Annotated in this window: 8 protein-coding genes and 1 pseudogene; 4 read left to right on the top strand and 5 right to left on the bottom strand. The window is 59.7% G+C overall.

Annotated features, from left to right (window positions below; genetic code table 11):
- Nucleotides 1-264 (top strand): annotated as a pseudogene (locus H6G62_RS17540) (IS1 family transposase); the annotation flags it as partial.
- Nucleotides 265-1,275: 1,011 nt separating this feature from the next.
- On the opposite strand, the gene H6G62_RS17530 reads toward H6G62_RS17540, so the two are convergent.
- The gene (locus H6G62_RS17530) at nt 1,276-1,947 is read right to left on the bottom strand and encodes a lysozyme (RefSeq protein ID WP_190497464.1); all 672 of its coding nucleotides are present in this window, start codon (nt 1,945-1,947) and stop codon (nt 1,276-1,278) included.
- Nucleotides 1,948-1,949: 2 nt separating this feature from the next.
- Entirely contained in the window at nt 1,950-3,926 is a 1,977-nt protein-coding gene (locus H6G62_RS17525) for a D-Ala-D-Ala carboxypeptidase family metallohydrolase (RefSeq protein ID WP_199325082.1), read from the bottom strand.
- Between the two features lie 371 nt (nt 3,927-4,297).
- On the opposite strand from H6G62_RS17525, the gene H6G62_RS17520 reads away from it, so the two are divergent.
- Nucleotides 4,298-6,340, top strand: coding sequence for a tetratricopeptide repeat protein (locus H6G62_RS17520; RefSeq protein WP_190497462.1), 2,043 nt, complete (start codon nt 4,298-4,300; stop codon nt 6,338-6,340).
- 16 nt (nt 6,341-6,356) lie between these two features.
- Here H6G62_RS17520 and H6G62_RS17515 read toward each other — a convergent pair whose 3' ends face one another.
- Complete coding sequence (locus H6G62_RS17515; protein ID WP_190497460.1) at nt 6,357-9,215, bottom strand: zinc-dependent metalloprotease; 2,859 nt, start codon at nt 9,213-9,215, stop codon at nt 6,357-6,359.
- A 191-nt stretch (nt 9,216-9,406) separates the two neighbouring features.
- Between H6G62_RS17515 and queG the strand changes: the two genes are divergently transcribed.
- Nucleotides 9,407-10,441: a tRNA epoxyqueuosine(34) reductase QueG gene (gene queG / locus H6G62_RS17510; RefSeq protein ID WP_190497458.1), complete on the top strand. Its 1,035-nt coding sequence runs from the start codon at nt 9,407-9,409 to the stop codon at nt 10,439-10,441.
- Nucleotides 10,442-10,489: 48 nt separating this feature from the next.
- Here the strand turns inward: queG and hydA are convergent, their stop codons facing one another.
- Entirely contained in the window at nt 10,490-11,905 is a 1,416-nt protein-coding gene (gene hydA, locus H6G62_RS17505; protein ID WP_190497456.1) for a dihydropyrimidinase, read from the bottom strand.
- A gap of 253 nt (nt 11,906-12,158) precedes the next feature.
- Nucleotides 12,159-12,509, bottom strand: coding sequence for a divalent-cation tolerance protein CutA (gene cutA, locus H6G62_RS17500; RefSeq protein ID WP_190497455.1), 351 nt, complete (start codon nt 12,507-12,509; stop codon nt 12,159-12,161).
- 207 nt (nt 12,510-12,716) lie between these two features.
- Here cutA and H6G62_RS17495 point away from each other — a divergent pair, with 207 nt between their 5' ends.
- A complete protein-coding gene (locus H6G62_RS17495) occupies nt 12,717-13,067 on the top strand; it encodes a YtxH domain-containing protein (RefSeq protein WP_190497453.1) in 351 nt (116 codons plus the stop codon).
- Nucleotides 13,068-13,142 lie beyond the last annotated feature (75 nt).

The following is a 13,142-nucleotide window of genomic DNA, read 5'->3' as shown; positions in this document are numbered from 1 at the left end:
GTCCACGCAAACCATAATGAGGCGAACAATGCGGCCCTCCGGCGACGGTGTAGTGCCTACCGCCGCCGCCAAAACCTCTATGCTAAGACTACCGAGGGCTTACAGCGTAGTTTGGACGTTCAGTGGTTGATCCATAATTGGGTACGCCCCCACTGGGGACTCCAGGGCAAGCAGCCCCCCGCGATGGCCATGGGCTTCACAACCCGCCCCATCTCAATGGCTGAATTGCTCAATTCTAGGGGCTTTGAAGCCCTCCTACTTTAACGAACCAGTGCCGTCACTTTGACTGTAGCAACTTGCTTAAAACGACATTCCACCTATGGAGAATTGCCTGAACCATTTCAAGTAGCTGATCTAGAAACAACAAAGTTTAGATTGATATTGGTTATCAATGCTCATCAAGAAGAATGGCTTCCACCGCTATAAGATACACTCAAGAAAGCACTCCATTGCACAGTAAAAACCTGGAATTTATCACCAACCTCTGTCGTAGTTCTGAATGATGCTATGGCTCGATCACAAGGACTAATTAGTTAAATATGAAATTAAGTTAGAAGTAATTCTCTATTGTCTTGTATCAGATGGAGCGTTTAAGAGTTTTCCTTAGACTTGTTGCGAAATTGAGCGATAATAGCTCCTGAAGCGAGCGAACCCCGTTGTACCATTCTGGACGTCCAACGCGCCCTCCAGAATGACCGACGGCTCCGTGCCTTGACGGGGTTGAACCGTAAAGCCTTTGAGGAGCTTAAATCGACCTTTGCGGGGGTACTGGCGACAACGGAGGTGCCGCAACGGAGTCCCTTACCCCTTCAGGGGGCGGCGGGGGCCCGATCTTAGCGACGGTCGAGGCCCAGTTGTTCTTCATCGTGTTTTATGTCAAGGTGTATCCCACCTTTGCTTTGGGGGGCGTTCTATTTGATCTCGACCGTTCCCAGGGGAATCGTTGGATGCATCGCCTTCACCCCTGGTTAGCGGAGGCGTTGGGGAAAAAGATGGTGCTACCGCAGCGGAAAGTGACAAGTCTTGAGGGGTTTTCTGATGGCCGCTTAACCGAGGGCGGGGAAGGGATCCATGGGCAATGCTTATAGTTGTCTACTTTTCCGCTATTTCGCAACAAGTCTACTAGACTGCCTGGGGCAAGGCTGATTGACTGGCAAAAGATCCTGCACCGGGCGAGGAAACCTCTTCCCTACAGCGTTTGGGTAATGTAGGGGGCAGGTCTCCTGACCCTTTAATGGATCTGGGTGCTAGCAAGTTTTGTCCGTCAATCAGGGGTTAGGGTTTGAGGTAGAGGGTGCGTTCGGCTTCGCGGCGGCGTACTAGGCCGGGTAGCACTTGGCCCTCGGCGTAGATCCAGCGGGGGAATTCGTTGGCGGCTCCTGCGAAGTCTCCGGCATTGTGTTTGCGGAGCAGGGTGGAGTTGCGGTAGGCGCTGAGGCCCACATTGAAGGCAAAGGACACCATGGCCGAGAACTGGTTTTCGGTGGTGGCGATGGTGAGCGCCTGGGAGACCCCCCGCTCGAAGACCTCTACATCCTGCTGAAGGATGGCTTCGGCCTGGGCGGTGGTGATGGTCATGCCGGGGTAGACCGTTGGGGGGCCAGCCATGCTGGTGTGGCCATAGCCAATCGTCCACACGCCGACAGAATCTTGGTAGGCGGTGGTTCGCAGTCCCTCAAAATGTTTGATCAGGGCTAGCCCTTCGGCGTTGATTTGCCCCGTTACCGGAGGCGGCTGCCAGGGGTCTGGTTCCGGGGCTCCGGTGCCGAGGGAGATGGTCATGGCGGTGGGGGCATCGGCGCGGGCAAACCAGGCTTCCATTCCGGTGATGTCGGCCACTTTTTCCTTGGGGTTCGCCGCCGAGGGGGTTTTGGTGATGCGGGAAATCCACACGCCGCCCTGCATCAGGTACATGGCTACATCGGTTTCTTTAATCCAGGTGCCCATGGTTAACCCTCCTCCTGGGTGGGGCCAGTGCCGTCATAGTTCCACCGGGCACGATAGCCCCTGGCATCCATGTGGGTGAAGGATCGGGAGCTGGCCAAGCCGCCCTGATTGCCCCACCAGCTATCCAAATCCGCATAGACATCGTAGGGATGGCGACCGGAAACGACGAAATCCACCCCATCCCCCAGCAAATGGCGCGACTGGGACGCCCCATTCACCGCCGCATTGGTGGCCGGGTCGCGGTACCAGGAGGTGATGATCACGGGCCTGCCGTAGCGTTTACGAATGTCCTCCAACGCCTTGGCAATCCGCAGAATGCCGTAGATGACTTCAGCACTGGTGGGGCGGCGATACTGCCCGGTGCTGGCGTTGACATGGAGGGCTTCCCCCCAGGTGAAATTTCCCCGTTCGCCATGCTGGGTTGTCCAGTAAATCGGGTCGTTGGAGTAATAGGTACCCGTAAAGCCCGGAAACTGGAGGGCAATGCCGCGACTGCCGGAGGGCGACGGGGGCGGCGCTTGGTCGGTGGGGTTATTGCCAATTTCGGTGCCGACGATGTAGATATCCGGCACGTAGCAGAACCAGGTATTGCGGTTTTGGGAACCCAGAAACGCTCCCTTAAAAGCTACCCGCACATGGTTTTTCTCCGGCTGGGCGTAGGAGCTAATTTCCAGCACCGTGTTGGATTTCACCAGCACCTTATCGGTTTCTGGTAGCTCGCTCGATAGGGCGGGGCTGGTTTTGAACACCGTATCCCCCCGCACCTGGAGCAGTTGCCGCTGGCCCACAATCCGTACATGGGGATTGTAGGCATACCAGGTGTCTACCTCGTCCTCGCCCAGGCTGGTGTCGGCAAGGCGCACCTTGGCATGGTTGCCCGCCGCTGGCAGGTGGCCAATCAGGGCAAACTGGGTTTGGGCCGGAATGGAAACCTTGTCCTCCGGGGCCAGTTCTGAGGAGGCTATCGGCTCGGCCTTGAACACCGTATTGGTCAGCACCGTTAGGGTGATGTTGGAAATCAGCTTGGTGTCTTGGGTGTTGATATACCACTGGGTATTCTGCCCATCGCCCAAGTCCGGCTTCACTAGGTCAATCAGCCAAAGATCGCTGCCCTGGTCGATGTAATACTGAATGTTCAACACCTGCCCCCTGGGCACCGCCACCTTTTGCGATTCCGGCAAGGGTTCCGGCGGTTCTGGCCGCAGGGTAAACACCGTGTCCCGCACCGTCTGCACCTGAAGACCATCGTGGGGACGGGGAATTTCGCCGCCGCCCGTACTGGCGCTGGCGTGCAGATTGTAGACGAACCATAGGGTCTCGTTGCTGGGGCCAAGGGTGGTATCGGCCAGTTCAATCAGGGTGTGATTATCCACCGCCGGACGAAAGGATTTTAGCTTGAAGGTCTGGGCCTCGCTCACAAACACCTTGGCATGGTTGGGCAGGCTGGTGGAGGGCTTGGGTTCTTGCTTAAACAGGGTGTCGCGGGTAATGGTGAGGGTGGCCTCAGTGCCTAGGCGGGCATGGAGGCTGTAGACATACCACAGGGTACGGCTGCCGTCGCCCAGGGGTTCCGCCAGTTCCACCCGCCAGTGGTCGCTGCCGCCCTCGGCGTAGTAGCGCAGGGCCAATTGCGTGCCTCGCCGCACCCACACCTTTTCGGAGGAGGTCAGCCCACTAGACTGCACGGGCCGAAGCTTCAAAAACGTGTCGCTAGTGATCAGGATCTGATTGTTATCAGGAATCACCAGCCCCTCCCCCGATGGTGGCGGCGTAGGCTGCGGTTCTGGATCCCCCGTGCCAATGGAGAAGGTCATCCCCCTGGGCCGATCCCCACGGGCAAACCACCCCTTCATTGCCGACACATTGGCCACCTGCTCCTTGGGGTTGGTGGAGGAGGGGCGCTTGGGAATGACCTCCAGGTAGGTATTCCCGGACATCAGATAAATCGCCTGGTTGGTCTGTTTAACCCAAGTGCCCATGGGGGTTCTCGTCGATAGGAGGTCGTGGCGGGTGGGGGATAGGCGGTTATCGAAAATCCGACTGGCTTCCGGTATCAGCGGTTCAAGAGACCTCGCCCCTGCGGCTTGGCAGATTAGACATCGGGGGGGCATGGCGACTATCCATGCCCTCAGCGCCAGAGACTCAAGGCTAGACCTTGTCCATGATAATCCGCCCACCCCTATCGAGATCGATCCCCGGTCAAAATCCATCCCTCTCGACGGTGACAGCCTTGACCCAATGCCACGCCTTCTCAATCTGCCAGTGCCGTTGACTGGCGTATAATGCCAAATCCGATCATCTACCATACATGGCAAGATTGCATGGATTCAGTTGAGAGGGAACATGTGCCATGGTTAAGCGAAAAAAGAGCCTTGCGAAGGTGGCCCCAGCGGGATTTGGCCGCGTTAATTTGGCCCAGGAGCTTCAGCGGGCCGAGGGCTTGATGCGGCGGAAGCAGGGGGCTGAGGCCATGGAAAGGCTGGCGGATCTCAGTGAGCAATTCCCCCAGTCCAAGCCGGTGTGGCAAGCCCTGTCCTACGCCAGCCTTGAGATGAACGACATGGTTCGCTATCAACGGGCAATGGAGAAACTGGTTGCCCTCGACCCCACCAACGCCGATCACTCCTTTGCCCTGGGGGCGGCCTGCATGGCGAATATCCGCCCGATGTTGGCGCTACAGGCCTTGCGGCAGGGGTTGGCCCTGGATCCAAATCATGAAATGGCCACCGAGGCCCAGCGGATGATCACCGATCTAGCGCCGTTGCTAGACGAGACCCTGGTGGATATGGGCCTCACCGAAGCCAACGGGTTAGACATTGCCGTCCTCCACGAGCGCGGCCAAGCTTGCCTAGAACGGGGTGACTATGGCGATGCACGGGAGGCCACCCTAGCGGTGATCGAGCGTCACCCTGAGTTTCTGCCCGCCCAAAATAACCTGTCCCTGCTGCATTGGGCCGAGGGGGAGGTGGACGCCGCCATTGCCCAGGCCCAGCGAGTAATCGACCAACAGCCAGACAATATCCACGCTCTGGCCAACCTGGTGCGGTTCTATGCCCTCACCCAGCACCCCGAACAGGCCCGCCCCTATGCCGAACGGCTGCAAGCCAGCCATGCCGAGGCCTGGGATGGCTGGACGAAAAAGGCCGAAGCCCTCACCCTGCTGGCCGATGATCCAGGGGTGGTGGCCCTATTTGAGGACTTTCTGAGCCAAGGGGGAGATGCCCTCAACCAGGACGCCCCAACGGCATCCGGGACACATCAGGAAACCCCTAACCCGGAGGATGCCTCGGATCCCCCCCGTCCCAGTTCCCTGTTCTACCACTGGGTGGCCGTGGCCCTAGCCCGCACCGGAAAGATCAAACGCGCCAAAACCCTGTGGCAAGACTTGCTCAACCACGACCCCCACTTTGAGCTGGCCAAGGCTAACCTGGCAGATTTGCGATTACCCGTGGGGAAGCGCCATGGGGCTTGGCCGCTCTCCTGGGAACAATGGCTGCTGCCGCCCACGATGGAGGCTTTTCGACAAACGGTGGCTCCGGTCAGACGGGCCAGCCGGGGTCAGCGATTGATCTCGGATCTGACCCAGTTTCTCGATCACCATCCCGATTTTGTGGCCATGCTGCCCCGCATTGCTGAACGGGGTGGGCCAATGGGGCAGCAGTTCATCGTGCTCACCGCCGATCAGGTGAAGCATCCCGGTCTATTAGCTGCGCTGAAGGACTTTGCCCTCGGCCAAAATGGCCCCGATGAACTACGCCACCGGGCGGCTGTCCTGGCCTCCCAGGCTAAGCTGATCGACAAACAGAACGTTACCCTATGGCGCAGCGGAGCCTGGGAAACAACCACCCTGATGGACTTTGAAATCCATCACGAGGTGGCCTACAACCACGGTAAGCGGGTGGGGCAGTGGTTGACGCAAGCCATCAAACTCCTGCGTAAGCAGACCCCAGCCACCGCCCAGCAGGCCGAAGAACTGCTGCACAAAGCCATCGCCGCTGAGCCAGACTCCCCCGATTTGTACAACAACCTCGCCGCCGCCTACCAAGTCCAGGGCCGCGACCAAGACGCTGAAGCCCTGGTGACCGAGATCCATCAACGCTTTCCCGACTACGTGATGGCGGCCATGTCCCAGGTGAGGGTGCACATGCGGGAGGACGATCTAGAGGCAGCGGAGGCCATTTTGAAGTCTTTTATGACCCGCGACCGCTTCCACGTCGAGGAATTTAGCGCCTTTTGCGAAACCTACGCCGACCTCATGCTGGCCAAAGGGATACCCGACGGAGCCCGCACTTGGTTGCAAATGTGGGAACAAACCGCCCCCGAACACCGCCGCCTCAAGTTTGGCTGGGCCAAGTTCGATGCCTATACGGGCAAGCACTTGCTGGAGCGGTAATACCAACACCGAGAGACTAGCTGCGGCTGAGGACGCGATCAATGTGGCTAACGACATCCTCTAGGTGGGCGCGGCTGAGGCTATCGATCTGGTTAGCGTGGCGGCGTTGGTAGGTTTGCAGGGCGGTCTGCAACTGGCGTAACTGCTGACGGGCCAGGATGCGGGCATCGGTGGGGGCTCCAGCGGCGGTGGCCTGGGCCAGCCAGTCTAGGAAGGTGCTGGGATCGGTAGGGTCGGGGACTAAAACATGGGTGAGTAGGTCGAGGTGGAACCGCTGCAACCCTCGGCGCAGGCTAGAGGCCGGAACGGGGTCAGCAGGGGTAATCCATTCTCCCCAGATCGCCTGTCCCAGACGATCAAACAGTTCCGCTAGGGTGAGGTGGTCGCCGCTGGTATGGAGGTCGGCGCTGCTCAGGCGAGACAGCCGATCCCCATAGAGCAAGTCGCTGAGGGCGATGGCCTGCATCTCTAGCACCTGGTCGTAGAGGGGATAGTCTAGGGGGTAGAAGGTGGGAATTTGGCCCTGGTGCCACCAGCGGTCGGGGGCCAACAGGCGCACCAGGTCGGGGGAGATCTGCACCGCATCGGCGGCAAACAGGTGTTGGCTGAGCAGATCCAGGGCACGACGCTGATCCTCGGCGGGGATGGGCTCGAAGGGAGGTCGCCCCTGCGAACTCCAGGGGTCGGTGCGAATAAACCGTTGCCCACCCACGTAGTTCACCATCACCATGGCCTGTTGTAGGTAGTGGTCAAACACCAGGTCTACCCGCTGGCGCAGCAGACCGTAGCCTTCACCGGGGTCGAGGGAGAACCAGTTGAGCTTGCCCCAAATGGCCTGGGCCACAGCCATCTGTCCAGCCGCGTAGTCCAGAGGAGTGTGGCTCCAGTCCCAGGGGCTCGACTTGGGATCGATAATGTCAAAAATATCTTCGTCCGGGGCGTAGGCTAGTTGGGGATCGCTGCTGGCCCGGTTGGCAATGGCCTGAAGATCGCGGTGGGTGGTCACGGGGTTGGGCAAGGGTCGATAGCCATACTCAATCGCCCAAAAATCGTAGGATCCCAGTTGGTGCGGGAAAAAGTCGCCCTGGGACAGTCCGGGAGGCGCAATGTTGGGGGATAGATAGTCCATGATTGAGGTGACCATGCCCTGGGTGCGGGTGATTTCAGGATCATGGATCTCCGTGGGAGAACGCAGGGCGCTACCCAAAAAGTTGTGGCGGAGCCCCAGCACATGGCCCACCTCATGGGCAGTGAGCACCCGCAGAAAATCTTGGATGTAGGCATCTTGGGCCGCACGGCTGGACAGAGGGCTGCCCAAGGCATTCAGGGCCAAATGGCCAAAGGCAACCTGGTTTAGCCCCATGAACCCGGCGCAGGTATCCGCCGCATCGGCCAGGGCACCGGGGGCGGTGGGGGGATGCAGCGCCTTGGCCCAGGGCCGCAGACCGGGCACCGTGGCTAGGTCGCCCCCCCGCCGCAGGGTCGATCTCACTACGGCAGACTGGCAAACCGCCCCCAAGGCCGACGAGGCCGTCCCTCGATCTAGGTTTCCTGCGGTGCCCAGAGTTTGGTATTGCTGGCGGGCGTAGCGAATGGCGTTGGCATCCAGAATCACATCGGCATCGAGGATTTCTCCGGTCAGCGGATTCACCCGCGATGGCCCAAAGCCCAAAACACCGGAGTTGATGGAATCCGACCAGCGAATCACGTTATAACGCACGTCCGCCGGATCCCAGGGGGCATTGGCAGGCATTTGCTCCACCCGAATCGCCCCCAGAAAGCCCGCCCGCTCAAAGGCGGCATTCCACCAAGCCACCCCCTCCCCAATGGCGTCTCGATATTCGGCGGGGATGGTGTTCTCCAGCCAAAACACAATCGGTTGCTTGGGGGGAGATAGGGCCGCCGTGGGGTCTTGCTTTTCCAAATGCCAGCGCTGAATGTAGCGCACCATGGGATCCACGGCACGGTTAGCGGCGCGATAGGCGGTAATGAAATAGCCCACCCGCTGATCCGCCGGACGGGGCTGAAAGCTGGGATGGCCCGTCAGAACCGACAGACTGTGGCGCACCCGCAGGTTAGCCCCTCGCGGATCCGGCAGGCTGCTGAATCCGCCCCACCAGAAGAAATCCATGGCATCGCCGCTGCCACTCAGCCCCAGCACCGTCTCCATCTCCAGGTTATCGGGAAAGGTTTGCAGCGCCCCCAGGTAGGAGAGATCGGGGTTGACGGTGTAGAGATCCGTCAGGGCGGGCAGGTTATCAACCAGGTTGGCCGGATCCTGCTGGATCAAAAACTCGTCCAAATCAATCAACATTTCGCCGCTGTCGGGGTGGCGGCTAAGGATGGGCAGGGCAAACAGCACCGAGTCGCTGAAGGAATCCGCTAGGGTGCGGCGATTGCGGGGCTGACCTTGCTCATCCCGAAAAAAGAGGTTGGGCACCACCACCTGAAGCCGATCTCCGGGAGCCTCACGGAACTGCAACACCAAGCCATCATTCACAGGCCAGCCCCGAAATACCCCAGCCTCCCCCACCCCAGAGGCCAGGGTGGTAATCAACAACAGATTTTGGTTCAATTGGTCGGGCCGCAACCCCAGCATGGCCCGATGGGTGCGTGGCTGCTGATAGAGCCGAAACAGCCCCTCCGTTACCGTAAAGTCCTGGATCACCTCCGCAAAGGGCTTGGGGCCATCATCCGCCGCCTCGTCCACCCCCTGAGCTACCCAAGTTTCCCCTGGGACGATCTGGGACATGGCCAACGGGGCCATCTCCGCCAACCCCAAGCCTGCCTTGGCCACCCCCCTCGACGACCACAGCACACTTACCAACAGGCCACAGAGGAGAATCAGGCCCAATCGACTCCAGCGTCTGTTCACCACAACCCCCACAGGTCTTGCGCAATGCCCAAAGCCGGGATTCCCGATCCAACGGGCTGAAGCCCCTGGCCAACCGTGGAAGCCCGTATGTTGCCTTACTTTAACGCCTTTGCCTAAGGTTAGAGCGCTGTCCAACTTATGATTCTAGAGAAGGTAGTTCCCGTACCGACCGCTCGAATTGTGGTGTTAAGATGGCCCCCTCACCTCCTGATCGCCAACGGGTGATTGATCACGCCCTGAGCCTGGGGTTTCACCGGGTCGGCATTGCGGCGGTGGAAGACACCCCCAGCCCAGCGGAACAAGCCGCCACCGCCCAGCTTCAGAACTGGCTCAACCAGGGCTATCAGGCGGATATGGCCTGGATGGACAGCCCCAAGCGTCAGGACGTGCGCCAGATTCTACCGGGGGTGCGATCTGTGATTGGCGTCGCCCTCAACTACTACACGCCCCACCGTCACTCCGAAGACCCCGCCCACGGCAAAATTTCCCGCTATGCCTGGGGGCGAGACTATCACCGGGTGCTGCACAAACGGCTGAAGGGGTTGGCCACCTGGCTAGAGCAGGAGGCCCAGGCGGCGGGGCAAGCCATCCAAGCCCGCTACTATGCCGACACTGGCCCCGTGCAAGACAAGTTTTGGGCACAGCAGGCGGGGCTGGGCTGGGTGGCCAAAAACGGCAACGTGATTACTCGCCAGTACGGATCCTGGGTGTTTTTGGGCGAACTGCTGACCACCCTGGATCTAGAGCCAGATCGACCCCACACCAACCACTGTGGTACCTGCACCCGCTGTCTAGACGCCTGCCCCACGGGGGCAATTACCCAGCCCTACGTGGTGGATGCCAACCGCTGCATCGCCTACCACACCATCGAAAACCGGGCCGACACCCTACCAGAGACCATCGCCCCCCACTTGCAAAACTGGGTGGCCGGGTGCGACATTTGCCAAGACGTTTGCCCCTGGAATAGCCGCTTTGCCCAACCTACCGATGTGGAAGAATTTCAGCCCTATGCCCACCACCTTGCGCCTGCCCTAGCGGAACTGGCCGATCTTTCCGAGGCCGACTGGGACGAACGCTTCCGAGCCTCGGCCCTGCGCCGAATTAAACCCGTCATGTGGCGACGCAATGCCCAAGCGGTGCTGTCTCCTCACCCCACCGCCGATGAGCCGCCCAGCGGCAGTCTTGACGTAGATGCCATGGGAAAAAGTCAAAGTCCCCCTTGTTAAGGGGGATTTAGGGGGATCTCCGGGGTAAGCTATTTCCGACAACCAGGATTACAACACCCGGCCAGACGCTCCCCGGTGCTGGTATTGGCCCATCCCCGGTCGGCCCAGCCATTGGTCGCCATCGACAATGCACTGCCCCCGTAGAAAGACCTTTTTCACCTTGCCCGTCACCTCGCGCCCTTCAAAGAGGGAGTAGTCCACCAGGGAATGGTGGGTGCTGGCACTGAGGGTATGGGTTTCGTTGGGGTCGAACAGCACCAGGTCGGCATCACTACCCACGGCAATGGTGCCCTTGCGGGGAAACAGGCCAAACATTTTGGCCGGAGCCGTCGCCGTTAATTGCACGAAGCGGTTGAGGTTAATCCGTCCTGCCCGCACACCGCCGTCGTAGAGCAGCATCAGCCGCAGTTCTACCCCCGGCGCACCGTTGGGAATGCGGTTGAAGTTATCGCGGCCAAACTGCTTGGATTTGAGGAGGCCCAGGGGGTTTTCGTTCATGCAGAAGGGGCAGTGGTCGGTGGCCACCAGTTGCAGGTCGTCGAACTGGAGGCCGCGCCAGAGAGCATGTTGGCACTCGTGATCCCGCAGGGGTGGGGTCATCACGTACTTGGCCGCTTCAAAGCCGGGGGCATCGTATTCGGAATGATCCAAAAACAGATAGTGGGGGCAGGTTTCGGCAAAGGCATGGACACCTCGATCCCGCGCTTCGACAACTGCATCCAGGGCTTCCTTGGCCGACAGGTGCACGATGTAGGAGGGCACCTCCGCCAATTCGGCAATGCGAATCACCCGGTGGGCAGCTTCCCCTTCCATCAGCCGGGGCCGGGTGAGCTGGTGATATTGGGGCGAGGTGTGGCCCTGTTCGAGGGCTTCGTCGATCAGCGTCTGAATCACAATGCCATTTTCCGCATGGAGGATGGCCATGCCACCGTGCCCCCCCACCTGGCGCATGGTTTTGAAAATGGCGGCATCATCCACCATCATCACGCCGGGGTAGGCCATGTAGAGCTTGTAGCTGGAAACGCCGTCCTGGTTGATTAAATCTGGCAGTTCCGCCAGGGAATCACGGTTTACGTCGGTCAAAATCACATGGAAGGCGTAGTCCACCGAGCACTGGGGTTCCGCCACCGCCAGCCGTCGATCCAGCGCCGCCTTGGGGCTGTCGTGATGGAACTGCTGGGCGAAGTCGATAATCGTGGTGGTGCCGCCAAAGGCCGCTGACTTTGTGCCCGACTCGAAGGTGTCGCAGGTGTAGACATCGTTGCCCATGGGCGTTTCCATGTGGACGTGGGCATCAATGCCGCCCGGAAACACCATCAACCCCGTGGCGTCGTGTACCTCGGCAGTTTCGGCAGACAGGCTGCGGCCAATCGCCTCAATGCGGCCCTCCTGCACCAAAATATCGCCCACATAATCGTCCACGGCGGTCACAATCCGACCGCCCTTAATGAGCACCTGAGTCATTGCAAAGCCCTCGATTCAACAGGGATCACCCGCTCAAATCAGAGGAAGCAACGATAGCCTAACCGCAACCTAGGACGCCCCCCTGGGACGATCCCAAAACTGACTTGCACGGATAGTTTGACTATAGGATTCCCCGGCGATTTTCGAGATTAATACATGAAGGCTTAAGCTTCTTTGCACCCAGAAAAACAGAACACGCCCGATGGAGGAGTCAGATCCCGGAGGCCATCGTTGAGCCTGCCGTCTAGGCCAGTTAGCTAGGCAGGGGTTGGGTTTGTTCGGCCAGCCATGAGAGGTAGGCCGTTGAACCCGCCACGAGGGGCAGGGCGATAATTTCTGGGACTTCGTAGGGGTGGTGTTGGGTGATGAACCGGGTCAGGTGATCGAAGCGTCTGAGGTCGGTTTTGAGGGTGAGTTGCCACTCCTGATCTTGGTGAAGGGTACCCTGCCAGCGATAGACCGACTGCACGGGGGCAAGGCTCACACAGGCGGCAAGGTGGGCTTCCACTAGCTTTTGGGCCAGGGCTAGGGCGTTGGCTTCGCTGTCGATGGTAACAAGCACGAGGCCGAAGGGTTGGCCAGGGCGAATGAGGGAGTCGGTCATGGTATTCGTCGCGGTTAGGGTCAAGTTCAGGGCTGACCAGGGGATGTCCCCCTAAGGTACCAACAGCCTGAGTCAAATGGGCCTATCCCTTAGGTCTCGTCCACCCTCGATCCGAGGCCAAACGCTGGATGAGAATGAGAGCCAACCGACTAGGCAAGCCCGCCCCCCTGCGCTATTGTTGGGGCGATGGTTGGGTGGAGGTAGAGCATGGCTGACAAACAATCGGGCGGGTTTTGGGGTGGTTTGGTCATCGGGGTTGCCGTTGGTGCCGTCACAGGACTCCTGCTCGCCCCGCGTACTGGGCGCGAAACCCGCAAAATTTTGAAGAAATCAGCCGATGCCTTGCCGGAACTGGTGGAAGACCTAGCCACCTCCGTGCATCTCCAGGCGGATCGACTGTCGGAAACGGCCCTAACTAACTGGGAACATACCCTCGTGCGGCTACGGGACGCCATCGCCGCCGGACAAGCCGCCAGCCGCCAAGAATACGAGCACCTTACCCAGGCGGTCAGTGCCTCTCAACCTCCCGATGGCGATGCATCACTAGAAGACCGCTGACAGACGTCCCTAACGTCCCCCCGTAACGAACGTCCCACCCTGTCTAGAACCCCTGTCTAGAACCCCTGTCTAGGA

It is taken from the genome of Phormidium sp. FACHB-1136, assembly GCF_014697375.1.
Classification (GTDB): Bacteria; Cyanobacteriota; Cyanobacteriia; order Phormidesmidales; family Phormidesmidaceae; genus Nodosilinea.
The sequence above is the reverse complement of the archived record's forward strand: the minus strand, read 5'-3'. Positions and strand labels throughout refer to the sequence as shown.

Bases quoted from the DNA above. Each gene is read 5' to 3' on its own strand.
- H6G62_RS17530 (WP_190497464.1), bottom strand. From the start codon at position 1,947: ATGGGCACCTGGATTAAAGAAACCGATGTAGCCATGTACCTGATGCAG.
- H6G62_RS17525 (WP_199325082.1), bottom strand. From the start codon at position 3,926: ATGGGCACTTGGGTTAAACAGACCAACCAGGCGATTTATCTGATGTCC.
- H6G62_RS17520 (WP_190497462.1), top strand. From the start codon at position 4,298: ATGGTTAAGCGAAAAAAGAGCCTTGCGAAGGTGGCCCCAGCGGGATTT.
- queG (WP_190497458.1), top strand. From the start codon at position 9,407: ATGGCCCCCTCACCTCCTGATCGCCAACGGGTGATTGATCACGCCCTG.
- hydA (WP_190497456.1), bottom strand. From the start codon at position 11,905: ATGACTCAGGTGCTCATTAAGGGCGGTCGGATTGTGACCGCCGTGGAC.
- cutA (WP_190497455.1), bottom strand. From the start codon at position 12,509: ATGACCGACTCCCTCATTCGCCCTGGCCAACCCTTCGGCCTCGTGCTT.
- H6G62_RS17495 (WP_190497453.1), top strand. From the start codon at position 12,717: ATGGCTGACAAACAATCGGGCGGGTTTTGGGGTGGTTTGGTCATCGGG.